Annotated in this window: 21 protein-coding genes and 1 riboswitch; of the genes, 6 read left to right on the forward strand and 15 right to left on the reverse strand. The window is 62.6% G+C overall.

The genetic code is table 11. The annotated features are described in order from the left end of the window. The first annotated feature begins 23 nt into the window (after positions 1-23). Positions 24-677 carry an HD domain-containing protein gene (locus C1725_RS13440; protein WP_487042805.1) on the forward strand — a complete coding sequence of 218 codons (654 nt, stop codon included), beginning with the start codon at positions 24-26 and terminating at the stop codon, positions 675-677. Between the two features lie 53 nt (positions 678-730). Then, positions 731-2,062, forward strand: coding sequence for a glycoside hydrolase family 30 beta sandwich domain-containing protein (locus C1725_RS13445; protein WP_102412096.1), 1,332 nt, complete (start codon positions 731-733; stop codon positions 2,060-2,062). Between the two features lie 60 nt (positions 2,063-2,122). Here the strand turns inward: C1725_RS13445 and C1725_RS13450 are convergent, their stop codons facing one another. The 7 genes from C1725_RS13450 to C1725_RS13480 form a co-directional block, all read right to left on the reverse strand. Beyond that, the gene (locus C1725_RS13450; protein WP_346026671.1) at positions 2,123-3,355 is read right to left on the reverse strand and encodes an ABC transporter substrate-binding protein; all 1,233 of its coding nucleotides are present in this window, start codon (positions 3,353-3,355) and stop codon (positions 2,123-2,125) included. A 55-nt stretch (positions 3,356-3,410) separates the two neighbouring features. After that, positions 3,411-4,238, reverse strand: a complete 828-nt coding sequence (locus C1725_RS13455; protein ID WP_346026672.1) for a carbohydrate ABC transporter permease — start codon at positions 4,236-4,238, stop codon at positions 3,411-3,413. Position 4,239: 1 nt separating this feature from the next. Continuing rightward, positions 4,240-5,136 carry an ABC transporter permease subunit gene (locus C1725_RS13460; RefSeq protein ID WP_102412099.1) on the reverse strand — a complete coding sequence of 299 codons (897 nt, stop codon included), beginning with the start codon at positions 5,134-5,136 and terminating at the stop codon, positions 4,240-4,242. 4 nt (positions 5,137-5,140) lie between these two features. Then, complete coding sequence (locus tag C1725_RS13465; protein WP_102412100.1) at positions 5,141-7,348, reverse strand: TIM-barrel domain-containing protein; 2,208 nt, start codon at positions 7,346-7,348, stop codon at positions 5,141-5,143. Further along, entirely contained in the window at positions 7,345-8,382 is a 1,038-nt protein-coding gene (locus C1725_RS13470) for a substrate-binding domain-containing protein (protein WP_102412101.1), read from the reverse strand. The genes C1725_RS13465 and C1725_RS13470 overlap by 4 nt, the downstream gene beginning before the upstream one ends. A gap of 144 nt (positions 8,383-8,526) precedes the next feature. Further along, a complete protein-coding gene (locus C1725_RS13475; RefSeq protein WP_102412102.1) occupies positions 8,527-9,564 on the reverse strand; it encodes an alcohol dehydrogenase catalytic domain-containing protein in 1,038 nt (345 codons plus the stop codon). 15 nt (positions 9,565-9,579) lie between these two features. Further along, positions 9,580-10,605 (reverse strand): alcohol dehydrogenase catalytic domain-containing protein, encoded by a 1,026-nt coding sequence (locus C1725_RS13480; RefSeq protein WP_102412103.1) that lies wholly within the window; start codon positions 10,603-10,605, stop codon positions 9,580-9,582. A gap of 168 nt (positions 10,606-10,773) precedes the next feature. On the opposite strand from C1725_RS13480, the gene C1725_RS13485 reads away from it, so the two are divergent. Together C1725_RS13485 and C1725_RS13490 are read left to right on the forward strand one after the other, a co-directional pair. Further along, on the forward strand, positions 10,774-11,877 hold the full coding sequence (locus C1725_RS13485) for an ROK family protein (RefSeq protein WP_346026673.1): 1,104 nt from the start codon (positions 10,774-10,776) through the stop codon (positions 11,875-11,877). 41 nt (positions 11,878-11,918) lie between these two features. Beyond that, entirely contained in the window at positions 11,919-12,830 is a 912-nt protein-coding gene (locus tag C1725_RS13490; RefSeq protein ID WP_102412105.1) for a YARHG domain-containing protein, read from the forward strand. 96 nt (positions 12,831-12,926) lie between these two features. Here C1725_RS13490 and C1725_RS13495 read toward each other — a convergent pair whose 3' ends face one another. From C1725_RS13495 to C1725_RS13530, 8 genes are all read right to left on the reverse strand, one after another. Further along, positions 12,927-14,462 (reverse strand): ATP-binding cassette domain-containing protein, encoded by a 1,536-nt coding sequence (locus C1725_RS13495; protein WP_102412106.1) that lies wholly within the window; start codon positions 14,460-14,462, stop codon positions 12,927-12,929. Between the two features lie 376 nt (positions 14,463-14,838). Next, on the reverse strand, positions 14,839-16,215 hold the full coding sequence (gene lpdA / locus C1725_RS13500) for a dihydrolipoyl dehydrogenase (protein ID WP_102412107.1): 1,377 nt from the start codon (positions 16,213-16,215) through the stop codon (positions 14,839-14,841). Positions 16,216-16,231: 16 nt separating this feature from the next. Continuing rightward, positions 16,232-17,221 carry a lipoate--protein ligase gene (gene lplA, locus C1725_RS13505; RefSeq protein WP_102412108.1) on the reverse strand — a complete coding sequence of 330 codons (990 nt, stop codon included), beginning with the start codon at positions 17,219-17,221 and terminating at the stop codon, positions 16,232-16,234. Then, complete coding sequence (gene gcvPB / locus C1725_RS13510; RefSeq protein WP_102412109.1) at positions 17,218-18,630, reverse strand: aminomethyl-transferring glycine dehydrogenase subunit GcvPB; 1,413 nt, start codon at positions 18,628-18,630, stop codon at positions 17,218-17,220. The genes lplA and gcvPB overlap by 4 nt, the downstream gene beginning before the upstream one ends. Then, positions 18,627-19,940 (reverse strand): aminomethyl-transferring glycine dehydrogenase subunit GcvPA, encoded by a 1,314-nt coding sequence (gcvPA, locus tag C1725_RS13515; RefSeq protein WP_102412110.1) that lies wholly within the window; start codon positions 19,938-19,940, stop codon positions 18,627-18,629. Before gcvPA ends, gcvPB begins: the two co-directional genes overlap by 4 nt. A gap of 1 nt (position 19,941) precedes the next feature. Beyond that, positions 19,942-20,322: a glycine cleavage system protein GcvH gene (gene gcvH / locus C1725_RS13520; protein ID WP_102412111.1), complete on the reverse strand. Its 381-nt coding sequence runs from the start codon at positions 20,320-20,322 to the stop codon at positions 19,942-19,944. A gap of 56 nt (positions 20,323-20,378) precedes the next feature. Further along, entirely contained in the window at positions 20,379-21,476 is a 1,098-nt protein-coding gene (gcvT, locus tag C1725_RS13525; RefSeq protein ID WP_102412112.1) for a glycine cleavage system aminomethyltransferase GcvT, read from the reverse strand. 159 nt (positions 21,477-21,635) lie between these two features. After that, a riboswitch (glycine riboswitch) is annotated at positions 21,636-21,718 on the reverse strand. 103 nt (positions 21,719-21,821) lie between these two features. Continuing rightward, positions 21,822-22,760: a DDE-type integrase/transposase/recombinase gene (locus C1725_RS13530; protein WP_102412113.1), complete on the reverse strand. Its 939-nt coding sequence runs from the start codon at positions 22,758-22,760 to the stop codon at positions 21,822-21,824. A gap of 241 nt (positions 22,761-23,001) precedes the next feature. Between C1725_RS13530 and C1725_RS13535 the strand changes: the two genes are divergently transcribed. Both C1725_RS13535 and C1725_RS13540 read left to right on the forward strand, forming a co-directional pair. After that, a complete protein-coding gene (locus C1725_RS13535; protein ID WP_146009253.1) occupies positions 23,002-25,086 on the forward strand; it encodes a diguanylate cyclase domain-containing protein in 2,085 nt (694 codons plus the stop codon). Between the two features lie 47 nt (positions 25,087-25,133). Beyond that, on the forward strand, positions 25,134-26,327 hold the full coding sequence (locus C1725_RS13540; protein ID WP_102412115.1) for a DNA glycosylase AlkZ-like family protein: 1,194 nt from the start codon (positions 25,134-25,136) through the stop codon (positions 26,325-26,327). Position 26,328 lies beyond the last annotated feature (1 nt).

The following is a 26,328-nucleotide window of genomic DNA, read 5'->3' on the forward strand; positions in this document are numbered from 1 at the left end:
AAGCAGAATGGACGTGAAACGCCTTGATTCGTTATGAAGACATTCGCAGTAACCTGGAAATCAACGCCTATATCGACTCCGGAAACGCCATGTTAGGCGTGCTTGGCTACACCGAACACTCTCGCGCGCATGCCGCGAAGGTCGCGGAGGAGGGCGGCGCGATCTTGACGGCGCTGGGCTACCCGCCGCACGACATCGAGCTTTGCCGCATCGCGGGCTACATGCACGACATCGGCAACGCGGTCAACCGAACCGATCACGCGCACAGCGGCGCGCTGATGGCACGGGAAATCCTGAAGGGGCTTGGCATGGACTTCGCGGACATCGCCGCGGTCATGGCCGCCATCGGCAATCACGACGAAAAGACGGGCACCGCCGTCACGCCCATCTCCGCCGCGCTGATTCTTGCCGACAAGGCGGACGTGCGCCGCAGCCGTGTTCGCAACAAGGACATGTCGGCTTTCGACATCCACGACCGCGTCAACTACGCGGCCATTGCCTCAGAACTCGCAATCACCAAGGATACCGCGCACCTTAATATCACGCTGGACGAAAGCATCTGCTCCATGCTCGATTACTTTGAAATCTTCCTGCAGCGCATGCTGATGTGCAGGCGCGCCGCAGAACTGCTGGGCGTGCGCTTTAAGTTTACCGTCAACGGCAGCAAGGTCATTTAAAGTTCGACCGCGCGGGCGCGTCGGGCTTTCATTCGCACGAAGGAGGAACATACATGCACGTAACGCACATCGAAAGCACCGAACAGCGCCGTTGGGCGCAGGCCCCCATCGCCGCGCTCGATGAGGACGCCCTTACGCTCACCGGAGAGAGGCGCCAGAAGGTGCTCGGATTCGGCGGCTGTTTCAACGAGCTCGGATGGGAGGCGCTTCAAAAGGCTGCGCCAGCGGACCGGGATGCCTTTCTGGACGAGCTCTTCAGCGAAGGCGGCTGCGGCTTCAACTACGGCCGGGTGCCGATCGGCGCGAACGACTTCATCCTGGAGTGGTATAGCTGTGACGAAACGGACGGCGACTTCGCGCTCGATCACTTCACCATCGAGCGCGACAGGCAGTATACCCTGCCCTATGTGCGCGAGGCGCAGAAGCGCCAGCGCGACTTCACGCTCTTCGCCTCGCCCTGGAGCCCGCCGACCTGGATGAAGACGAAGCGCGCCTACAACTTTGGCAGGCTCCGCATGGAGGATGCGGTGCTTTCCGCCTACGCCGACTACTTTGTCCGCTTCGTCAAAGCCTACGCGGCGGAAGGCGTCCGCGTCTCGCAGGTGCACGTACAGAACGAGCCCATGGCGGATCAAAAGTTCCCCTCCTGCCTCTGGCGCGGCGAAGACATGCGTCGCTTTATCCGCGATTACCTGGGCCCGGCCATGGAAGCCTCTGGATTGGACACGGAAATCTGGCTGGGCACGATCAACGGCCCCTTTTCCGACTTCATGCTGCCTGGCAGCTCCGCCCCGTTCTCCGAATTCTACGACCAGTTCGCAGGCACGGTGCTCTCGGACGAGCGTGCCCGGCGCTACATCACGGGCGTAGGGCTGCAGTGGGGCGGCAAGCACGTCATGGAAGAGATCACCGCCAGCTATCCCGAGCTGCGCTACATGCAGACGGAAAGCGAATGCGGCGATGGGCGGAATACTTGGACGCACATGGAGTACATCTTCCGGCAGATGTGGTTTTACCTGCGCCACGGCGCCGAGCGCTATACCTATTGGAACATGGCGCTCCTGGAGGGCGGCGTGTCCACGTGGGGCTGGGCGCAGAACTCCCTGTGCACGATTTGCCCGCAGACGGGCGCGCTGACGCTGCAGCCCGAGTTTTACCTGATGAAGCACGCAGCGCACTTCGTGCGCCCGGGCGCGCGGATGCTCGTCACGCAGGGACACTGGACCAGCAACACCCTCGCCTTTGAAAACCCGGATGGCTCGCGCGTACTGCTCGTCGGCAGCAATATGGATAGGGAGCGAACCTTTTCATTCGAGGACGGAGACGTTCGCTTCTCCGCCCGCATTCCCGCGCACAGCCTGCACACGTTCTTGATCGAAGCGTAACAGCCGCAAAACAGGAAGGGGCCGTGGAGCAAAAAACTCCACGGCCCTTCCATGTCCGTCTTACAGCAGCTCTTCTTCCTCCAGCTGCTTCTGGCAGGCGTCCAGCGCGTCCTGCGCGCTCATGTCGTTCATCTCCATGGGCTTGAGGTACGAATCGATGATCTCCGCGACAGCCGCCTGCTCCTTCAGCGCGGGCGGCGTGGCCGCATAGTCCATGCTCTCGAACACGGCCTTGCGGTTGGCGGGCGGCGTAACCTCGAGGTACTGCGAAAGCATCGCCTGATCGGCGATCGTCGGCAGCTCCCAGCCCGCGTCGAGGCGCAGCTGCACGATGTCGTGGTCGGAGCCCATCGCATCGATAAAGCGCGCGGCAGCCTCCTTCTGCTTGCTGTCCACAGACACGCAGTTCACGTTGGCGAAGAAGTGCGTCGCCTTCTGCTGAATGCCCGGTTCCACGACGATGTCCCAGTCAAAAGCGCACTTTTCCGTAAAGGTCGGGAACGCCCAGATGCCGGTGTGGATCATCGCCAGCTTGCCCTCGGTGAAGAGGTCCCAGTCTCCGCGGCCCGCCATGGCTTCCGTGGTGGGCATGACCTTCGACACGCGCACGCGGTCGATCATCTGGCTGAGCACTTCCACGTTTTCAGGCGTGTTCAGGGTGAAGGCCGTCATGTCGCCGTTTAGCAGGCTGCCGCCGTTCGCCTTTGCGGTCTTATAAAATTCGTTGTAGGTAATGGGCTGGTAGATGCCCCAGACATCCTCTCCGCCGGCAGCGACGATCTTTTCCGCCGCAGCCTGCTCATCCGCCCAAGTCCATTCGTCCGTCGGATAGGCGATGCCCGCCTGATCGAAGAGCGCCTTGTTATAGAACATCACGACCGTGGAAAAGCTCATCGGCACGGCGTACAGCTTGCCGTCCTTGGAACAGGCCGCGAGCGTTCCCTCGCTGTAAGCGCTGCGATCCGCGATCAGGCCGGTCAGGTCCGCCGTCGCCCCGCGCAGCATGTAAGCGAGGAAGTTTTCCATGTTCATCTCGAATACATCCGGCGGGTTTCCGCCCGCGATCTGCGTGGCGAGCTGGGTGAAGTAGTCGTTAAAGCCGGTAAGCCGCACGTCGATCTTGATGTCCGGGTTCTTCTCCTCGAAGACGGCGATCATCTTCGCGAGCGTCTCCTCCTGCGCGCCCGCCGCAGAGAACGTCGCGTAGGTCAGGGTGACGGGCTCCTCCGCAAGCGCGGGCAGGATGCCCAGCGCAAGCAGCAGCGAAAGAAACAGTGCCATAGCCTTTTTCATGAAAGATACCTCCCAACATTTTATTCTCACGGGCGTACTTCCCGCCCGCAGGAATTCACTTGAGCCCGCCGACCGCGATGCCCGCATCGACATAGCGCTGCGCGCACAGGTATACGGCGAGCACCGGCAGGATGGTGAGCACCGCGCCCGCCATCATCACGTGCTCCTTGCTCTTGTACTGCCCATTCATGTTGCCCAGCACCACCTGCAGCGTTTGCTTCTCGTTGCTGGAGAGCACGATGAGCGGCCAGAGGTAGGAATTCCAGGAACCCATGAAGCTCAGCAGAATCATCGTCGCCAGCGTCGGCATGACCATGGGCAGCAGAATCTGCGCGAAGATGCGCCTGAGCGTCGCCCCGTCCAGAAAGGCGGATTCCAGGTAGGAATCCGGAATCGTCATCATCGCCTGACGCATTAGAAACACGCCGAACGCGTTGGAAAGGGACGGCAGGATGAGCCCCGTAAACGTATCGAGCAGGCGCAGGTAGCGCAGGATGATGTAATTGGGCACCATCGTCACCGTGCCCGGGATCATCATCGTCGCGAGGAACAGGCCGAACAGCTTGCCGCTTCCCTTAAAGGGCACCTTGGCGAAGATAAACGCGGCCATAGAGGCCGAAACGACGGAGACCGCCGTACACATGAGCGCGAGGAACAGGCTGTTGAAGGCCGCGCGCGGGAACGAAAAGCTCGTCATCTGGAATACCTGACGATAGCCCTCCAGCGAAGGGTGCTCTGGGATCCAGCGGATGGGCAGGGTGCGGATGGTTTCCGCGCTCTTGAAGGATGAGGAGAGCATCCACGCAAACGGCAGCAGCGTCACGACCGCGAGCAGGGTAACCGCCAGGTAGAAGAGGCCTGTTTTCAGCCTTTGTCTCATCATCTTAGGCATCGTAATTCACCCACTTGTTTTGCAGCCTGAATTGAAGGAGCGTGAAGACGAGAATCAGCGCGAAGAGGATCCACGAGTACGCAGAGGCCATGCCCATCTTGTATTGCTTGAAGGCATAGTTGTAGATGCGCTCCAGAAACACCGTCGTATGAATGGCGATCGGCTCGCCGGAGGTCATCACGAATACCGAATCGAAGACCTGAAGGCCATAAATCACGTTGATGACGAGCAGCAGGAACATCGTCGGGGAGATCAGCGGCAGCGTGATGGAGGTGAGCTTTTTGAAAAAACCCGCCCCGTCGATGTCCGCCGCCTCGTAATAGGCGGGATCGATGGATTTGAGCGCCGCCAGCACCATCAGCGCGTAATACCCCATGTCCTTCCACAGCGCGGCGATGACGATGCCCGGCATCGCCCAGGCCGGGCTGGAAAGCCATGCCGGACCGCTGATGCCGACGGCCGCGAGCATCTGGTTGAGCAGACCGTACTTGCCCGAAAGCACCCACTTCCACACGACGGCCGCCGCCACCCAGGAGGTGATGACCGGCGTATAGAAGATCACGCGGTAAACCGCCCGCCCCCGAAAGCCCCGGTTCAGCGCCAGCGCCTCGAGCAGGGCGAGCAGCAGGATGAACGGCAGGTAGAGAAGCAGGTAGGTCAGCGTGTGGCTGAGCACCTGCGGAAATTCCCGCCCCGTCAGGATGCGGGCGAAGTTCTTTACGCCTACGAACTTCGCCTGAGAAAAGGGCACCAAAATGTCGTAATCGTAAAAGCTGTACACGATCGAGGCCGCGATGGGCACGAGGCAGAAGACCACGAGCCCCACCAGCGCGGGCGTCAGGAACAGCGCGATCGTCGAGCGCCGCCCCGCCTGCTTTGGAATGTACATCCCCTCATCCTCTTTCAAAGACGATCGCCTGCTCGAGCGAACAGGGAACGTCGATTTCCGTCTTGCCCTCGTACAGGCCGCCGTCAAACAGCGCGCGCCAGCGCCCCTTGGGTAGGTACACGCTGCGGCCCTTCGCGCCCGGAACGAGCACCGGCGCTACGAGCAGGCTGCGCCCGAGCATGTATTCGTCGTCGATTTCCCACGCGGCGGCGTCCTCCGGAAAGTCGTAGCACAGGTGCGCCATCATCGGCCGCCCGCTCTTCGCGCAGTGCCGCGCTTCCTCGTACAGGTAAGGGCGCAGCGCCTCGCGCCTTCGCGCGAACTCCGCGGCGATCTGCTCGATGCGCGCATCCTGCCAGTAGGCCGCAAGGTTCCAGGGGCTTCGGTCGTTGTTGAAGCCGTCCTCGTGCGTCGCGTAAAATTGCCCGCTGCGCGGCTCCGCGTGCCACTGCATGACGGGGCAGTAAGCGGCCATTGCCGTCGCGCGAAGGTACAGTTCCGCATCCGGCAATTCGCCCGCGAAGCCGCCGATATCAAAGCTCCAAAAGGGAATGCCCGACAGCCCCGCGGACAAGCCCGCCGTGAGCTGCGCGCGCAGTTCGCCAAAGCGGCTCAGCTGGTCGCCCGCCCAATGAATGGGCATACGCTGCGCGCCCGTATAGCCCGCGCGCGAAAAGGTCACGCCCCGCACGCCGTTTTCCCGCAGGAATTCCTGATACGCGCCGACATAGCGCAGGGGGTAAAGGTTTCGCGCCTCATCACCGCCCGTGCCGTCGTATAGGCGCGCCGTGCGGTCGTAGACCATCTCTCCGCCGTCCGTCTTGAAGCCCTCCACGCCCATTTCCAGCAGATAGCGGCGCTTTTCAAACCACCAGGCCCGCGCCCGGGGATTCGTAAAATCCAGCAGCAGGCTGTCTTTAAACCAGTTTTCCGGGATGCGATAGGGCGTTCCATCCGCGTTCCTGACGCAATAACCCTGCGCGACGGCCTCCGCCTCGTCCGCGCGAAGCGCCTCCCCCGCAGCCTCGTCCGCCTTGATGACCGGAATCTGCCAAAGCACCGGGTGAAGCCCCGCATCCCGAATGCGGCGTATGAGCGCTGCCGGGCTCTTCCAATGCTTCGAATCGTTCCAGCGGTAAAACGTCTGCTCGTCGCTCCACGCCTCCAGCACCATCACGGAGGCAGGGTAGTGCAGACGCTTCATCGCCGCGAGCTGCGCATCAACTTCCGCGTCGCAGTTCCAGCCGTTGGCCGAAATCCACACGCCGAACGCCCATTCCGGCGGGAGCGCGGCAGGGCCCGTTTCCTGCTGCAGGTCTTTCAGAATCTGCGCCGGGCTGCCGAGGAAGAGCCTGTCTTCGCAAAGCACGTCGAGCCCCTCCGTCCGCTGAGCAATCGAAAATCCTTCTGTGAAGTCCATCTCTACGCTGCGCGCCGTCCGGCGCAGGAAGCCCACGCCCGTCTCCGTAAAGAAAAACGGCACCGGCAGGTAGGTCTGCTCCCCCTGCTGCGTGAAGCGCTCCACGACCCTGGCCTCCGGTCTGCGGCCGCGCTGGTTCACCGCGTCGAACTTCTCCCCGAGGCCAAACACGCAGCGCGCCGCCAGATCAAAGCGCTGCGTCAGCGCGAGCACCTCTCCCGCCGCGTTCAGGCGCGCCTCCCAGGGAAAACGCAGGGTAAAGATCGGAAGACTTGAACGTTTAAGTAAAAGGGTAAAAGAAAGAGCGTCGAGGTCGAGCAAAAAATCGTCTTTCAGGTCAAAGGAGGCGCTCCGTGTCGCCGCGCCCGCTGCCTGCCCCCTGCGCACGCGCAGCACAAGCGGCGAGGTTTCAACCTCCAGCACAAGCCCGCAGGTGAGCTGCACGCCGTAGCCCCGTTTTGTCCTAAGCGCCGGGCTTATGGGGCTTACCTCGACGATTCTTTCAACGTCAAAGGCGTACGTCCGTGAACGCTCCGTCCCCGCACGAAAGCGATAGGTTACGCGGCAGGTTCGGGAAAATGCCTCCAGATCGAACCGGTACTGCCGCTCCCCCTCGCGCATGGCCTGGCGCTCTGGCTGCGCCGCACCATCCACCCACCAGCAAAGCACCGGCGGCTCCGACGCCTCTGTGCGTACGCGTATCGCGATCGTTTCGCCCACGAGGGGCGCATACGGCCTGCGGTCAAAGCCACACGCCTCGTGCGGCACCATCCCCTCCGGCAGATGCTTCATTCCCGTGCCTCCTCTTTTGTCAAGGTTTTGATCGAATCGCGCTCCACGATGGAGATCGGCAGCAGAATGGTTTCGCGTTCTTCCCTCTCCTGCGCGTGCAGCAGCAGCTCGACCGCCCGCTCGCCCTTGAGTCGGATGTCCTGGCGCACGGTGGTCAGGGATGGATCGCAGATTTCCGCCAGGTACACGTCGTCAAAGCCCATGACGGACAAATCCTCCGGTACGCGTCTTCCTTGCGCACGCACGCCCTTCACCAGACCGACTGCCAGAATGTCCGCCGTGCAGATCGCCGCCGTCTCTGCAAAGCCCCGCTCCCGCATCTCCTGCGCGGCGCGGATGCCGTAGGCGTAATCGACCTCGCCTGCGTACACGCGGCGGGCGAGCGGATCTATCCCTGCCTCCTGCAAGGCCGCGCGATACCCCTGATAGCGCTTGTCGTTGACGCCATGCTCTTTAATGATGCCGGAAACAAAGGCGATCTCGCGGTGGCCCCGCTCCAGCAGATAGCGCGTGGCGAGATAACCGCCCCGCTCGTCGTCGATGCCGATGGTGTGGAAGTAGGCGTCCTTGATATAGGCATCGACCAGCACCACCGGAATGCTGAGCTGCTTGAGCTCCTCGATGAAGCCGCTGGGGTAGGTGCCCACGAGGATGATGCCGTCCACGCCGCGGTTGCGGGCGATGCGCAGGTACCCGTCGTTCGCCTCGGTGCCCGAGATGAGCAGGTGATAGCCATTCCGCCTTGCCGTGTACTCCACGCTGGATAGGAACTCGCCGTAAAAGGGATTGCTAAACATGAACTCCTTGCCCGGCTCCGTCTGCGGGATGATGACGCCGATCAGGTTAGAGCGGCGGCTGATGAGGCTGCGCGCGTTCAGGTTCGGCACGTAGCCCAACTTTTCCACCGCTGCCCATACGCGTTGCTGTGTGCCCGGGCTGATGGACTCGCTCTCCTTGTTGTTGAGCACGTAGGAAATCGTGGAGGTGGAGACGCCCGCCTCCTTCGCCACGTCCTTGATGCTGACTCTCTTCATGCATTTCCCTCAAAATTCCGATCATTTCTCTGTAACTTAAACCTTTAAGCCAAGTATAAACGCGTTGGGTTCCTTTGTCAATAGGCGAACGGTATTTTTCTGCAATCAAAAACTGCGCGGCACAAAGCCGCGCAGCCGAAAGAATTACTTGATGTCGCCCCAGGGCTTCACCAGCACCTTGATCGATTCTGCGCTCATCTGCATCTTGATCGCGCCCTCCACCTCCGTAAGGGGGAAGCGGTGGGTGATGAGCGGCTCAATCTGCAGCCTGCCCGCGTTCAGCAGGGCGACCGCGCGCGCGTGGGTATCGGGATTTACCATGGAGCCGCGTATCGTCAGTTCCTTCTTGAAGATGTCAAACAGCGGCAATTCGTACGTCGCGCCGACGCTGGGTACGCTGAAGAGCATCAGCATCGCGCCCGGAGCGGCTGCCTCGACGGCCTGCTTCACCGCAACCGGCTTGCCGACGCACTCGATCACGACCTCCGCGCCGTCCCGCCCGGTCAGCTCCTGAAAGCGCCCGCGCACGTCCTCGTGGATCGGATCGATGACGCCGTCCGCGCCCACCTGCACGGCGATCTTGCGGCGCATTTCGATCGGCTCGCTGACGACGACGCTGGCCGCGCCCGAAAGGCGCGCAAGCTGGGCCATGATGAGGCCGATGGCCCCGCCGCCGATGACGAGCACCCGCTGGCCAGGGCGAATTTCCGCCAGGTCGATGCCGTGCAGGCAGCAGGCGATGGGCTCCGCCATCGCGCCTACCTCGTAGGGCAAATTCGGGGCGAGCTTGAAGCACTGCCCCTCCGGCACCACGCTGTGCTCGGCAAAGCCGCCGTCGAAGTTTACGCCCACGGCGACCATTCGCTCGCAGAGCTGCTTCTTGCCCGCGCGGCAGTTCGGGCACTGGCCGCAGTACATGTTGGGATCGACCGTCACGTGGTCGCCCGCCGCCACGGCGGTCACCTCGCTGCCCACCGCCTCGACGAGGCCAGCATACTCGTGACCGAGTATGACCGGCGGCGTCACGGCTGCGGACCCCTCCTCGCCGTGATAGATGTGCACGTCCGTGCCGCAAACGCCCGCTGCCATGTTGCGGATCAGCACGTCGTGGGCACCCAACGCCGGAATTTCCTTTTCCCGAACCTCAAACCGGCCGTTTCCCAGAAAAAAGCTGCCTTTCATCGTCGCATCTCCTCTTTACTTCTGCACGTCGATGATGACCTTCATCGTCGTTTCACGGTTCTCGTCGATGTACCGGTACGCTTCCAAATAGTCCCTGAACGCGAAGTGGCGGCTCACCAGCGGCGCCAGCCGCACCTTGCCCTCGTTCACGAGTTCAATCGCCTTCAAGTAATCCTCGCTGCGGTACATCATGGTCGTGTTCAGGTCGAGCTCGTGATCGTTCAGGACGGCCAAATCCACCTGCGCCATCCCCGCGAATACCGCCACCAGGATGATGGTCGATCCCTTGCGCGCGTACCTAATCGCCTGGCCCATGGTAACATTGTTGCCCGCGCAGTCGTAGATCACGTCTGCCTTGTCGGGCCCGAAGGCCGCGAGGATCGCTTCGCCCAGATCTTCTTTTTTTGTGTTGACGCAGTGCTGCACGCCGCAGTCCGCTGCCTTCTGCAGCCGCCAGTCGCTCACGTCCGTGATCATCACGTCCGCCGCGCCCATGCCCTTGGCCGTCTGCGCCACGAGGTTGCCGATCGGCCCCGCGCCGAGCACCACGATCTTGAGGCCCCGCATGTCGCCCGCCTGGCGCACCGCGTGCACCGCGACGGCGAGCGGCTCGATCATCGCGCCGTCGTCCAGCGACATGTCTTCCGGCAGCGGCGTCACCTTTTCGGCCTCCACCGCGAAGTAGTGCGAGGCCACGCCCGTCGTCTGAAAGCCCATGACCTTGAGTTCCTCGCACAGGTTGTACTTGCCGTGGCGGCAGGGATAGCACTTGCCGCAGACGACCTGCGGCTGAATCGTCACCTTCTGCCCCGGGCGAAGGCCCTCCACGCCCTCACCCAGCGCCTCCACGACGCCGGACACCTCGTGCCCCTGCGTCACGGGATAGCGGGTGAACGGGTGCTCGCCGTGATAGACGTGAATGTCCGAACCGCAGATGCCGATTTTCTCGATGCGCACGAGCGCCTGTCCCGCGCCCGCCTTCGGCGTTTCAACCTCCTGGAACACGATGACGCCGGGTTCCGTCATGACCTGCTGCAGCATGGAACCGCCTCCTTGGATTTACTTTGTTAGATTGCTTTATGTAAGTATATTTTGCAGCAGAAAAAAGGGTTTGTCAATCCCCTGCGCATGCGATATAATGAAAAAAACGGCGTTATGCGCCTGCCGCGGGCCTTATGTCCCGTCCGGCTGAACAGGGGGAGGGGACATATGGAGGGATGCTCCGCGCGCAACCGGGTTTTCTCATTTCTGTGCAGGCGCGATCAATCCTCCCGACCGGAAATTGCGCAGGCCCTGTCGCTCAGCATGCCGACAGTGCTCAAGGCCTCGCGCGAGCTGCTCGATCGAGGCCTGATTTACGAAGCGGGCGAGCTCGCCTCCACAGGCGGACGAAAGGCGCGCGCGCTGTCCTGCCGCGGGCGATGCCGCCACGCGGTCGGCGTCGATGTGACGCGCGGGCACATCAGCTTCGTGCTGGTGGATGTGCAAGGGCAGATCGTTCAGTCAAGGCGCATACAGCGCCCCTTCGTGCTCGGCGCGGAATATGCCGAAGGAATTTCCCGCGAGGTGAAGGCCCTGCTGCGAGAATCCCGGACGCCGGGCAGCTCTGTGCTCGGCGTAGGCGTCTCCGTCCCCGCCATCGTGGACACACAGGGCAGCCGTATCGAGGATTCGCACGTCCTCTCTCTTGCGGACGTCCCGCTCGAGCGCCTCGTCGGCGCGCTCCCCTATCCCTGCACGCTGCTCAACGACGCGGACGCCGCGGCCGCCGCGCAGGTGCACGGTCAGGGCGAGGTGACCGACCTGGTGTACCTCTCGCTCAGCGGCAGCGTCGGCGGGGCCGTCTACGTGGACGGCCGCCCGTATCGCGGGCAAAACCAGCGCGCGGGCGAGTTCGGCCATATGTGCGTGCAGCCCGACGGCAAGGCGTGCTACTGCGGTAAGCGCGGCTGCCTGGACGCCTATTGCTCCTCGCATGCGCTCTCCTCGCACGCGCCGGACGGCAGGCTCGAAACGTTCTTCTCCCTGCTCGACGCCGGTGTGCCCGAAGCACAGGACGCGTGGCTGACGTATAAAAAGGCGCTCTTAACGGCGATCAACAGCCTGCGCATGGTGCTGGACTGCCCCATCGTCCTCGGCGGCTACGTCGGCGCGCAGCTCGCGGGGCGCATGGACGAAATCCGCCTTGACGCCGCGGCGCTCAACACGTTTGAAACCGATTGCGACTATATCCTCCCCTGCCATCATCGTTACGAAGCCTCCGCGCTGGGCGCGGCGCTGCACTTCATCGACGCGTTCATCTCCGGCGTCTGACCGGGCACGTTCAAACACAGTCAAAAAAGGAGCTTTCGACCATGCGAAAAAAGCTGGCAGCCTTCCTCTGCGCGACCCTGCTGTTCGTTTCCGCGCTGTCTGCCGCGTCCGCATCGAACTTTTACCTCATTGCGGACAGCGACACGCGCGAGCTCACGCGCGACGAGCTTTGGGAATGGCAGTACGAGGCGCTGGGGTACATCCTCAACGAAATCTTTGCGCGCCATGGCTATCACTTCATTCCCGGACAGAAATACGACAATTACTTCCGCGCGCAGACCTGGTACCGCGAAAACGAGCAGTACGACTCCAATCAGGGCATTTACAAGCGTCTGATGACAGACGTCGAGTGGCGCAACGAACGCCTTGTGAAGGACGTGCGCGCGGAAATGCGCGCGCTGGGCACGACGAACCCCGAGGGAAAGCCCCTGCCGCCCGTGTCCTATGAGCCGCCGCTCGACGGCGCATTCTCCTCCTTCGTTCAGATGGCCTTTTCGCCCGACCAGCGTCTGAATGTCTACTCCGGCCCCGGCACGGGGTACTACCGTGCGGCGGGCGGCAAGGCCATGGCCAGCACCAACGGCGCCATCTACGCAGGCGGCTGGGAAAACGGCTGGCTGATGGTCATGTACTGGACGAATGGCGGCAACGTGCGCGTGGGCTACGCGAGCAGCGCGGACTTCTCCGACCGCGTCAACGCGCCGATGCTCTCCTTCGACTACGCGGAGGCGGCGGTCGTCCGCCGCTGTACGCTGACGGACGACCCGGTAGCGACCTATCAGAGCATGGCGCAGCTCGAAGAGGGCGTCTCCGTCACCTACCTTTCGGAATACGTCAACGAGCAGCGCTGGGCCTACATCGAAACGACCGTGGAGGGCAGGCCCGCGCGCGGGTTCGTCCCTGCGGACTGCGTGCAGCGCCTCTTCATGGAAGAAGACAAGGACGTGCACTAAAAAAACATTCCGCGAAGAGCGTTCCTTTAGCGTGACCGACGCTGTCCCGCGCTTCTGACGGCTGGGCTGCTCCGTTTCGGGAGCAGCCCGGCCGTCTTACATTTTATCCACCGCCAGCACGCGGTCGGCCCAGCTCCTGTAGAAGGTCTCCTCGTGAGATACGAGGAGGACACAGCCGGAAAAGCGCTCCAGCGCCTGCGAAAGCGCCTGCTTGGCCTGAGCGTCCAGATGGTTCGTCGGTTCGTCGAGAATCAACAGGTTGGACGGCCTGAGCGTGAGCAGGCAGAGCTTCACCTTCGCCTGCTCGCCGCCGCTGAGCGTGCCGACCGGCTGCTGGGCGTGGTCCGAACCGATGGCGCACTGAGCCAGGCGCCTGCGCGCGTCCTTCTGCGTCATGCGTGTATCCTGCTCCATGAGAAGCTGGACCGGCGTGCGGTCCGGCGCATCCCATCGCAGCGCCTGCGCGTAATAGGCGGCTTTCACCTGCGGCGCAAACGCGACGCTGCCGCCGAGCGGCGGGAGCTCGCCCATCAGCGTCTTGATCAACGTCGTCTTGCCGATGCCGTTGAAGCCCGTGACGGCGACCTTTTGACCGCGCTGCAGCGTGAAATTGAGCCGCGGCAGAAGCGGGTAGGCGTAGCCAACGGTAAGACCGCGCGCGCAAAGCACCTGCTGCGCCGAAAGAGGCGCTTCAGGAAATAAAAACGTGGGCTTCAATTCGGCGTAGGTCGGCGGCGTGATGCGCTCCAGCCGCTCCAGCTGTTTTCGCCGACCCTGCGCCATGCGCGTGTTGACGCCGGCGATGTTGCGCCGGATGTACTCCTCCGTGCGCCGGATATATTGCTGCTGCGCATTGTACTGACGGATATGATCCTCGCGCAGATGTTCCTTCTGTTTGAGGAATTCCCCGTAGCGGCCGTGATACTTGCGAAGCGCTCTCCCCTCGACGTCCAGAATGCACGCAGAAATGCGGGCGAGGAAAGCGTCGTCGTGCGAGACGACGATGAACGCGCCGGGAAACGTGCCAAGGTAGCCGGACAGCCAGGCCACGTGCTCTTTGTCCAGAAAGTTGGTCGGCTCGTCCAGCAGCAGCACGTCCGGCTGCACGAGCAGCAGCTTGGCCAGGATGACCTTCGCCCGCTGCCCGCCGCTGAGCGCGCCGAGCCTTCGTTCCTTGCCCAGGGCCGAAAGGCCCAGGCCTTCGCTCACCCGCGCGACGCGCGTCTGGGCCTCATAGAGCCCGCGCGACTCCAGCTGCGCGCGGCAGTGCTCCGCACGCTCCAAATCGCGTTCATCCAGCGACGACGCGTAGCGCTCGTACAGGCCGTTCATGCGCCTTTCCAGCTCAAACAGCTCGGAAAAGGCGGTGTTCAGGTAGTCCTCGATGGTAAGCGCATCGTCCGTCTTCGCGTATTGATCCAGATGACCGATGCGAACGTCCGCCTGCCAGCGAATGTCCCCCTGATCCGGTACGATCTCCCCGGTCAGCAGGCTGAGCAGCGTGCTCTTGCCCGCGCCGTTCTGTCCGACGACGCCCATGTGTTCTCCGCGCTGCAGCGCGAAAGACGCATCTTCATACAACACCTTGTCGCCATAGGCGTGCGACAGGTTCGTCACTTCCAAGAGACTCATTTTAATCACTTTCTTTCTCGATATAAAACAGAGAGGCCGCAAAAGCGCGGCCTCCCCTCTGCATTTCCCGTATATAGGCATGCAAAAAGCCGCGGACGAAACGTCCGCGGCTACAAATCCACAGCCCACATCGGGAAACAGGGTACACAAACCAAGCGTACGCTAACGCCCACGCACCCTGTCTTCCGATGAATTAGGGGTCACAGACCCCCATTAGGCTCCGCACAACGCTTCATCGAGTTCATTTGCGCGGAGCTGATTCTTCTCGTCATCTGATCCAGCACGATGCGGTTCATCGCACGTCATCCTTTCCCGCGGCTTCGCCGCCTGCATGCCTAACAACATAACAGCTTACGAGTTGTTTGTCAAGCAAAACTTAATGCCTGACCGGCGCGGCATGAATCGCGCGCCCCTCCACTGCCTCTAGCGCCTCGGTGATCGCCTCTTCAAACGTCGGATGCGCCCGCACGGCCCGCAGCATCTGCGCGCGCGTGAGACCGTTCGCAATCGCCGCGTTCATCTCGCCGATCATGTCCGTAGCCCGCCCGCACATCATCTGCGCGCCCAGCAGCACGTCCGTCTGCGCATCCACGACTACCTTCACAAAGCCTCGCGCGCCGCCCGCAATCTGCGTGCGTCCGTTCGCCCCCATAGGCACCTTGCCGATCTTTACCTCGAGCCCTTTCGCCTTTGCCTCGTCTGCCGTGAGGCCGACGCTCGCGATTTCCGGGTTCGTGTACACGCAGGAGGGAATGAGATCCAGCCGCAGCCCGCTCTTTTGTCCGGCGATGCCCTCCACACAGGCGATGCCCTGCGCAGACGCGGCATGCGCGAGCTGTATGCCGCCCGCCACGTCTCCGATCGCGTAGACGCCCGGGACGTCCGTTTCAAAGCGCTCGTCCACGAGGATGCGTCCGCGCTCCGTCGCGACGGTGAACCCCTCGGAAAACAGCCCTGCCGTATTCGCCCTGCGTCCCACCGCCGCGAGCACCGCCTCTGCCTCGCACGCGCCCGGCTTGCCCTTGGCCTCGAACTCGATCCGCAGGCCGGCCTCCGCGCGGCATATGCGCGTCACCCGCGCACCGGTATGCACCTGCGCGCCCGCTTTTTTGAGGTTCATCGAGACGCTCTGTCCAAACTCGCGGTCGAGCGGCGGCAGCAGTCTGTCCAGCGCCTCGATCACCGATACGCTGCGGCCCAGCATCGTGAGCAGCGAAGCGAATTCCACACCGATCACGCCGCCCCCGACGATGACGAGGCTCTGCGGAATCGCCTTTGCGCCGAGCAGGTCGTCGCTCGTGGCGGCGAGCTCGATGCCCTCGATGGGCGGCAGCGCGGGCACGGAACCCGTCGCGATGAGGATGCGCTCCGCTTCGATTACGGCTTCGCCCACGCGCACGCGGTGCGGCGCTTCGATGCAGCCCGTACCTTCGTACAGATCGATCCGGTTCACCTTGACGAGCTGCGCGATTCCCTGCCGCAGGTTCCCCACCACCGCGTCCTTGCGCGCAAAAACAACCGCCTCGTCCAGCGACAGCTCCTTCGCACAGACGCCGAACGCTTCGCCCTCTTTTGCCGCCTGATATACCTCCGCGGCGTGCAGAAGCGCCTTCGTCGGAATGCACCCCCGGTTGAGGCAGGTGCCGCCCAGCGCGTCCCGCTCGACGAGCGCGGTGCTGAGCCCCAGCTGCGACGCGCGGATCGCTGCTTCGTAGCCGCCGGGTCCCGCGCCGATCACCGCCAGTTGATACATTTCGTTTCCCTCCGCCCTATAATTCCTGTTCGTTTAGAAACCTCTGCACGTCTCGGACGGGCCCGGCGCATTCTCCCAAGAGGCCGTCCAGCGCTGCGCAGAGCGCCTTCCCGGAAAGCGCGCAACCGGTCAGCCGCTCCGCAATGCGGGGAGCCAACCGCTCGTCCATCGCATCCGAATAGCAGGCACATCTTTTCACTCGGCCGCCCTCGACTTCAAAGCAGATCTCCAGCTCCCCCCAAGCAAAGCGCCGCGCGGCCCTCCAGGTAAACGGGATGGGCCGCCCGAAGTTCCAATCCCAAGAGCCGAACCGCGCCTCCAGCGCCCGAAGGCGGCTCTCGTCCATCAGGTTTCTGTCCACGTCCCGCGGTCGTCCGCCATAAACCTCTCCAAAGGCCTGTATCAGCGCCGTCCGCATCGCATCGACCGTGATTCGTGGCTGCAAATCGCACAGGTTTACCACGCGGGCGCGCACCGAATCGACGCCCTTGCCCGCCAGTTTTGCCGGGTCGGCGTTCAGGTAGCGGCCCATTCGCTCCGTATCCACATGAAGCAGCAGCGTGCCGTGATGATAGGCACGCCCGGCGTGCCTGTAAAACGCATTGCCCGAAAATTTACGCCCGTCGATCTCGATGTCGTTGCGCCCGGTGACGCGCGCGTCCAAACCGAAGGAGCGCACCGCGCGCAGGATGACCTCCTGCTGCCGTGCGAGGTCGTACTCCCTTTCAGGCAGCAGGAAGGTAAAGTTCAGGTTGCCCAGGTCGTGGTAAACCGCGCCGCCGCCCGAAAGACGGCGAACGAGGTGTCCGCCGTCCTCCCGCAGCGTCGCGACGCGGCATTCCTTCCACGCGTTCTGGTTGCGTCCGATGACGACCGTGTGCGCGTTCTGCCACAGGTAGAAGACGCAGGCGTCCTCCGGTACGGTTTCCAGCAGGTACGCCTCCATCGCCAGGTTGCGCACGGGGTTCGTACCGTCCGCCGTCAGGGTGCGAAGCCGCCGGATCATGGGAAGTCGTACCGCAGCTTCGGATTCCGGGCGGCGGTGACCTCGTCGAGGCGGCGTACCGGCGTGTGCAGCGGCGCGTCGTGCAGAGCCTGCGGCGCGTCCTTCGCCTGCTGTGCGAGGGCGAGCAGCACGCCGACCGCCTCGTCCAGCGTCTCGCGGCTCTCGGTCTCCGTCGGCTCCACCATCAGCGCTTCGTGCACGATGAGTGGGAAGTACATCGTCGGCGGATGAATGCCCGCGTCGAGCAGTCCCTTGGCGACGTCCAGCGCGCTCACGCCCGTCTCCTTCTTCATGCGCTCCAGCGTCATCACGAACTCGTGCATGCAGACGCGGTCATACGCCATGTCGTAGGCGTCCTTCAGGCCGTGCATCATGTAGTTGGCATTGAGCACGGCGTTTTCCGCCGCCTCGCGGATGCCCGACGCCCCCAACGTCAGGATGTAGCACAGGGCTTTGAGGGCGACGGCGAAATTGCCGTAAAAAGCGCGTACCTGCCCCACGCTCTGTTCGCCCGGACGCCCGCCGAGACGGCTGTCCGGCAGAAAGGGACGAAGGAACGCCTTGCAGCCCACGGGGCCGCTTCCCGGCCCGCCGCCTCCGTGCGGGGTGGAAAACGTCTTGTGCAGGTTGAGGTGCACCACGTCAAAACCCATGTCGCCGGGACGCACCACGCCCATGATCGCGTTGAGGTTCGCGCCGTCGTAATAACAAAGACCGCCCGCCTCGTGCACGATGCGCGTAATTTCCAATATATTTTCGTCAAACAGCCCAACCGTGTTCGGGTTGGTGAGCATCAGGCCCGCCGTGTCCGGCCCGACCGCCGCGCGCAGGGCCGATAGGTCGACGCAGCCGTCCGGCGCGGAGGGGATGTTCACCACCGTGTAGCCCGCCATCGCCGCGCTCGCCGGGTTCGTCCCGTGCGCGGAGTCGGGCACGATGATCTTCGTGCGCGCCGCGTCGCCGCGATTGCGGTGGTACGCCTTGATGAGCAGCAGCCCCGTAAATTCGCCGTGCGCGCCCGCCGCGGGCTGAAACGTCATAGCGTCCATGCCCGTGATCTCGCAAAGCGAGGTTTCCAGCAGCGCGAGCACCTCGCGGCAGCCGCAAGCCGTGTCCGGGCTCTGTAGCGGATGCACGCCCGTAAAGCCCGGCAGCGCGGCGATCTCTTCGTCGATGCGCGGGTTGTACTTCATCGTACACGAGCCCAACGGATAAAAGCCGTTGCAAACGCCGTGCGTTCTGCGCGCAAGCGACGCGTAATGGCGGTCGATGTCGCATTCCGCCATCTGCGGCAGGCGAAGCGGCGCTTGCCTGGCCAGTTCGTCCGGCACCTGCGTCTTCGGCACGTCGGAAGGCGGCAGAATCGACATACCCCTTCCCTCGCGGCTCTTTTCAAAGATCAGCTTCATGCCAGCACCTCCCGTACGACGGCCGCCGCCCGATCCATCTTTTTTCTGTCCACCTGCTCGGTCGCGCACCAGAGGATGCCGTCCTGTACCGGCAGGCCGCCCAGAATTCCTTCCGCCTCCAGCGCGCTGAGCAGCCGCTCCGGCTCCTTCGGGCAGACCGTCACGAACTCGTGGAAGAACGGCGCGCTACCGACGCGCGCAAGGCCGGCTGCGGCCAGCGCCTCCTGTAAATAGTGCGCGTTGTCCATACAGCGCTGCGCCACCTCGCGCAGGCCCTCCGGTCCCATCGCCGTCAGGTATGCGCCCGCCGTCAGCGCGCAATGTGCCTCGTTGGAGCAGATATTGCTGCTCGCCTTTTCGCGGCGAATGTGCTGCTCGCGCGCCTGCAGCGTCAGCACGTAGGCGCGCTGCCCGTCCACGTCCGTCGTCTCGCCGACGATACGGCCGGGGAGCTTTCGCATCATCTCCTGCTTGGCCGCCATGATGCCCAGGTACGGACCGCCGTAGGAAAGCGTCAGGCCTAGGGGCTGTCCCTCCGCCACGGCGATGTCGGCCCCGATCTCGCCGGGCGTCTTCATGAGGGCGAGGGCCATCGGGTTGCACGAGAGCACGGCCTTCGCGCCCGCGCCGTGCGCCGCATCGACGATCGCCTGCGCATCCTCAAACGCGCCGTAAAAGTTTGGGCTTTGCACGATGACGCAGGCCGTATCCTGCGAAAGCATGCCGAGCAGCGCCTCCCGGTCGGTCACGCCGTCCCGTTCCGGGATCACCCGCACGGGCGCGCCCACCGCGTCGCAATAGGTCTTCACGGTCGCAATCGTGTCCGGATGCGCGGTAGCTGAGATCAGCGTCACCGCACGCCTGCGGTCGCGGCACATGGCGGCGGCCTCTGCCGCAGCGCTCGCGCCGTCGTACACGGAGGCATTGCTTACGTCCATGCCCGTCAATTCGCACATCATCGTCTGGTACTCAAAAATCGACTGTAAAATGCCCTGGCTGATCTCCGCCTGATAGGGCGTGTAGGCGGTCACGAATTCCTCTCTGGAGGCGACCGTCTTCACGATGGCGGGGATGTAGTGGCTGTAAGCGCCCGCGCCGCGCAGGATGACGGGGAACACGCGGTTTTTCCCCGCGACTTCCTCCATGCGCGCGCGCAGCTGCATTTCGCTCATGCCCTCCGCCAGCTTCAGCGGCTGCGTGAGGAGCACCTCCCGCGGCACATCCCTGTACAGATCGGTCATCTGCGCAAGGCCGATGGCATTCAGCATCTCCTCCTGCTCCCGCGCGTTGCCGGGAACATAACTGCCCATATTACGCTTCCTCCTCCACGGCCTTTTCGTACTCTTCCGCACCCAGCAGCCCCTCCGGCTCGGCCGACAGCTCCACGCGAACCATCCAGGCCGCGTAGGCATCCTCGTTAATGCGCTGCGGCGCGTCGAGCAGTTCCTCGTTCACAGCGATCACCCGACCGCTCACAGGGCTGTACACGTCGCTGACGGCCTTCACCGACTCCACGTCCGCGAGCGTCTCGCCCGTGGAGACCTCGTCGTCCTCCTGCGGCAGGTTCACGAAGACCAGATCGCCCAGCGCCTCCTGCGCGTGGTCGGTCAGGCCGATCTCGACGACGTTATTCGGCAGCGTGCGCACCCACTCATGGGACTTGGTGTAGCGAAGCTCAGACGGAACGTTCATGAAAATATCCTCCTCTTAATCGGTCTCTTTATCTATCGCAGGCCTAGCTCAGGCCTTTACGCCTTCCTGGGCTTTTTGTAAAACGGCAGCGGAACGACTTCAGCCTCGATCCGACGTCCGCGGACGTCCACCTCGACCTTCGTGCCCGGCGCGCTGCACTCGACCTCCACGAGCGCCATGGCGACCGCCTGCTGCAAATACGGGCAATGCGTGCCCGATGTCGTCTCGCCGATCCGCTCTCCGCCGATGTATACGGCGCAGTGCTCGCGCGCGATGCCGCGCCCCGTCATCTGAAGGCCCACGCGCGTACGCTGCGGCGGGCCTTTTTGAAGCAGCGCTTCCCGCCCGATGAACGGCGCTTCCTTGCCGAGCTTTACGAACGCGGCAAGCCCCGTCTCCAAGGGGGTGATCTCGTCGTCCATCTCGTGCCCGTACAGGGGCATCGCGGCCTCCAGCCGGAGCGTATCGCGCGCGCCCAACCCACAGGGAATCAGCCCGTCCGCCGCGCCCGCCTCGAGCAGCGCGTCCCATAGCTTCGGCGCATCCTCGTTTGCGCAGTACAGCTCAAAGCCATCCTCGCCCGTGTAGCCGGTCTTTGAAATCAGACAGGGAATGCCCGCCACGTTCTTTCTGGGCACAAAGCTGTAATACTTCGTCGGGATGTTTTCCTCCTCCGTCAAACGGGCAAGGATGCCGCGCGCCTTCGGCCCTTGCAGGGCAAGCTGAGCTACCCCATCTGAGATGTCCGTCAACGCGACGTCCCCCTGCAGGTGTGCCCGCATCCAGGCGACGTCCTTTTCCCGATTGGCCGCGTTCACCACCACGAGATAGCAGGCGTCCGACAGCTTGTAGGCGATCAGGTCGTCCACCACCCCGCCCGATTCGTTGCACATCGGGCTGTACCGCACGCGTCCATTCTGCATGCCGCTCATGTCGTTCGTAAAAAGGCGCTGCAAATTGTCCAGCGCATCCGCGCCCTTGACGACGACCTCGCCCATATGCGACACGTCGAACAGACCACAGGCCGTGCGCACCGCCATATGCTCCGCAATCACCCCCGTCTTGTACTGCACCGGCAGCAGATACCCCGCAAAGGGCACAATTTTGCCTCCCGCACGCTCGTGGCATTCGTATAGAGGCGTCCTTCGTTCCATGGGTTCACCCTCCGTTCGTTTAAATTTTATCAGTTCGATCCTTAAACCGTACAAAAGAGGCGCACGACATAGAAGTCGTACGCCTCTGTTTTGTTACCTGAAAGATTCCCCGACGAGCGCCGGGTTGCTTCTTCGGTGCATCGCTGCTTTCCAGAGTTTCGTCCGGAACGGGTCTTTTTGCCTGAGAGTTTGTTGCGCTTCCCCTTCGGCGCCGCATAGGCGGTCTCTCCCCATTTCCATCGTCCGATATTCAGCTTTCTACCCTGTTTATACCATTCCGCCGCGCGTCTGTCAATCCTTTTCTTTTCCCCGCCCGCGCCGCATCTCCCGCCGTTTGTAGGTTTGTCAAACATCTTGGACAGTGAAAGCAAGAAGGAACTCTCTAGGCGAAGCCCAAAGGAGAGAGCGCATCGGTCTGTTGTTGGTGCGAGCTTGGTGGACAGCTAGCTGCCCACCAAAGTCATCGAGCGAGAAGAAAGAGTGGGTATTGTAGAATAGCTTTTGGTCTTCTCTGTGACTGCGTTCAACCTTACCGTTGTGGCGAGGTGTGTATGGTTTTATGAGCTTATGCCGAATTCCCAGATCAGCAGCCGTTTTCTCAAACAGAGTTACCTGATTGCGTTTGCTGTTGGAAAAGCGGTTGGTGAATTCAAAGCCGTTGTCGGTCTGGACACACTCTACCCGGATACCCCGGCGGGCATACCACTTGAACAGCCTTTTGAGAAAGTCAGCGGAAGAATAGGTGGACTGCTCAGGGTAAGCGGCCAGGAAGCGCAGTCGGGTAAACTCATCCATGGCAGTGTACTGAAACAGGCGCAGCTCCGGGTCCGCGATACAGCGGTGAGGCACCACCTTCACATCCACCTGAACGCGCTGTCCAGGATAGGTCATCTGCTCATAAGGCTTGGACCTATAAGCCGGCTTCTTCTCTGCTTGTGGGAATAACCCTAGTTTCCGCATCACGCGGAAGAGGCTCTCCGGGCGACGGTTATATCCTCGTCGGCGTAAGCGGTGCCACAGTTCCACCATACCTAGTTTGGGATTTCTGCGGCGCATATCCCGGATTAGCTTCAGCTCCGCTTCGGTATGCTGGTTGGGATGACTGTGGGGACGCCGAGACTGGCAGGCCAGGGAGGCCATGCTCCCATCCCAGCGAGCTTTCCAGAAGTAGATATACGACCGGCTCTTGTTGTATTTCCGGCTGGCCCGGCTCACGCCGTATTTCTCCGCATACTTCATCAGGGATTGCCGATATGCCATGTCCTGTGTTATACTCTTGCTCATGAAGGATGTGGCCCCCTCTCGTATAGTTGTTGTCCGCAACTCCAACTATAACCGATGAGGCCATATCCTTCATCCTTTTTTTTCTTCTACTGTCCAATATGTATTGTACTCCTACACCGCCCGCGCCGCATCTCCCGCCGTTGTGCTTGAAAAGAGGACATAAGGATGGTATAATCATTTATTGACTTTCACCAATATTCAAAAGCGCTCCTGCCGCAGCAGGCAAAGGACGGTGACCCCGGTGCCCGATGAACAAAACATGCGCGACGGCGCGCAGCCCGGCGAGGACCAGACGCTCCGGGATGCCTCTGAAACGCTCCTGCGCCAGTTGGAAACGGACGAGCAGGCGTCGGAGTCCATCCGTCAGTTCGTTCTGACCAACGTGTCGCATCCCGCGCTTGGGCTTACGTATGTGGACCGCGTCGAGGAAATCGCACGCAGGCGCGGGTTCGTGTATGCGCTCGCCGTGTCGCTCGTCATGCGTTTCTGGTTTTTATACATTTCGGAGCTCGACGCGGCCATGGATGCGAACGAAGAGGCGCGCCGCGTCATCGCCGCGGTTCCGGGCTACGAGCACACGCCCGCGTATCTTTCCATCCTCAACAACGCCGTGCTCGGCTACAGCCTGCGCCACGACTACATCGGCGCCTACCGAAACGCCGCCGAGGGCATCACCCTCGTCGACCCCGAGCACAACGCACGCACCTACTGCGCGCTGCTCAACAATACGGCGGCGTTCCTCTCGGAGATCGGCCTGCATCAAAAGGCGCTTCGTCAACTGGAATTGAGCATGGAGTATCTTTCCATGCTCCCGCCCGCCACACGCGTGGTCACTCAGTTTCGCTATGCGGACGCGCTTGCCCAAAATGGCCGTCTGGAGGAAGCGGAAGCGCTCTTTCAAAAGCTGATTGAGCGGCATAGCGATATCTTTCCCTGGCAAATCTATCCCAGTCTCATGCGCATCGCCTACATGCGCGGCGACGGAAACGCGCTGGACAGCTGGTATGAGCGCATGATCCGCCAAAACCCCTTTGACGGAGAGGAAAGCTTCGACCAGCGAAACGCCGGCTTTGCCGTCGCGTTGCGCCACGTATTTCACGGCCGCTTTGAAGAGGCCGAAAATGTCTTTTTGCAGGTGCTCGAAAGCGGCGGCGCCGCGATGATGAGCCAATACGACCTCGTGCGCGAGGCGGCTCTCCTCTACAGCCGCTGGGGCAAACCCGAAAAGGCCTGCACCTACTACCGTATGCTGGACGATATGCACCAGCACGCCATGTCCTTGGCAGACGAAATCTTTGCCTTTGAGGACGAGGCGGGCGGACGCAACGCCTTCAGCCGGGCGAGCGCGGCGCTCTACCGGCGCATCCGCAGGCTGTCCGTGCTGGGGCAGCGGATCACCGCGTGCCTCGACTATACGGGCGTGCGCGTCTGCCTTGTGGAGGAACTCGGCGATATCTGCCCCTTTGACGCGTTGGAGCTCGCAGTGCGGAATGAACGGACAGGCCGGTTTTATCCGGCAGAGCAGCTCAGCGCCGGACGCGAAGAGGAACGCGCGTCCTGGGACCATTACGGCACGGTCGTTCAGTGCCTCACGCAAAGCGCGCCGCTCAAGATGGCGGACGTCTCCGCGCAGCGGGACACGCTGCCGCCGCTTCCCGAAATCGGCGCGCCCACCACCGGTTCCATCCTGCTCGTCCCCATCCGCTATCAGACGCAAGTGCTGGGCATGCTCTACCTGTACCACCACGTTACCGCCTTTTACGAGCAGGAGCATCAGGACACCGTGGAAACCCTCTGTTCCAGCTTGGGCATCGCGCTGCACATCATCGACCAATACCAGAATGCGGTCCTCACCAGCCTGACCGACCCGCTGACGGGCATTCACAACCGCGCAGGTCTCTTTCGCCACGAGGCGGATCTGCGCGCGCGCTGCGGAGGGCAGGCGGCGGTGCTGCTGTTGGACATCGACGAATTCAAACAAATCAACGACGCCTGCGGTCATGAGGGGGGCGATCAGGTGCTGCAAGCGGTCGGCTCCGCATTGCGCGACTGGGCGGGGGACGGCGTCGCCTGCCGCTACGGAGGCGACGAATTTCTCGTCCTGCTGCCTGCTATAGAGGCAGGCGCACTGTCCCAGCGCGCGCAGGAGCTTTGCGACATGATTGCCGGGCGTGTGCGCCGCCCGGATGGACTTCCGCTGTCCATCAGCGTCGGCGCGTACGCCCTTTCCCCGGATCAGCCGCTCGCCGAAGCCGTTGCCTCTGCGGACAGCCTGCTCTACAGGGCAAAAAAAGAGGGCAAAAACCGCGCCTGTACGGGCGCGTAGACCTCCCCGGCGCGCCGGCTCACCTTTCAATCACCCGGAGGATCTGTATGATAAGGCTGACTCCCCTTCAGGCGAGGCGGTTCCTGCTGCTCAAGCACGGCCTGCTCGGCGGGCATCGTTTTACGGGCAAGCAGGGCGTCCTCGACTTCATCCGGCAGGCGGGCTGCATTCAATTCGACCCTGTGGACGCCTGCGGAAAAAACGCGGAACTCGTCCTCCAATCCCGCGTGAAGGGATTTCAGAAGGACGACCTCTATCAGCTCCTGTACGTCGACCGCCGCCTCGTGGATTATCCGGACAAAAACCTCTCCATCTTCCCGGTCGAGGATTGGCCGTACTTTGAACGCTACCGGGAGGCGGCGCGCCTCCACGGCGAGAGCTATCCGCAGATGCGGGCGCTTTGCGGCGAGGTACGCGCGGCGATCGAAGAAAGAGGCCCGCTCTGTTCGGACGATCTCACCCTTGACGGCGCATTTTTCTGGCGCTCGGCCATCCATTGGAGCGGCGGCACCCACCTTGCGCGCTCGGTGCTGGAGCAGATGTACTCTTCCGGCGATCTCGTCATTCACCACAAGAGGGGCACGCGCAAGTATTACGACCTGTCGGAAAGGCACCTGCCGTCGGAGCTGCTGCATGCGCCGGATCCGCTGGGCGACGAGGCGGAACACCAAAAATGGCGTGTTCTCAGGCGCATCGGGGCGGTAGGGCTGCTCTGGAACCGCCCCTCTGACGCGTGGCTCAACATCTGGGGGCTGAAATCCGCACAGCGAAGCGCCGCCTTTAATCAGCTGCTCTTGGAAGGGAGCATTTTGGACGTCAGCGTGGACGGCCTTCGCGATGTGCTGTACTGCCGCGCGGAGGACGCGGCGCTTCTGGATACCGTCCTGGCGGATGCACCGCATAAGCCGCGCTGCGAGCTGATCGCTCCGCTGGACTGCCTTCTTTGGGACCGCAGGCTGATCCGGGCGCTGTTCGGCTTTGATTACACGTGGGAAATCTACACGCCCGCCGAAAAACGGAAGTACGGTTTTTACGTCCTCCCCCTGCTCTTTGGCGAGCGCTTTGCCGGACGCGTAGAGGCTGCCGTGGATCGCAAATCTCAGACGCTGACCGTCAAAAACATCTGGTATGAAGACGGCGTCAGGCAGACGAAAAAGCTCGCCGCGGCGCTGGAAGGGTGCCTAAAGCGATTCTCGCGCTTCAATGGCTGCGCCAGAATCGTCGACGCCCGCGAAGTCTGAC

This window comes from Beduinella massiliensis (genome assembly GCF_900199405.1).
Taxonomy (GTDB): domain Bacteria; phylum Bacillota; class Clostridia; order Christensenellales; family Aristaeellaceae; genus Beduinella; species Beduinella massiliensis.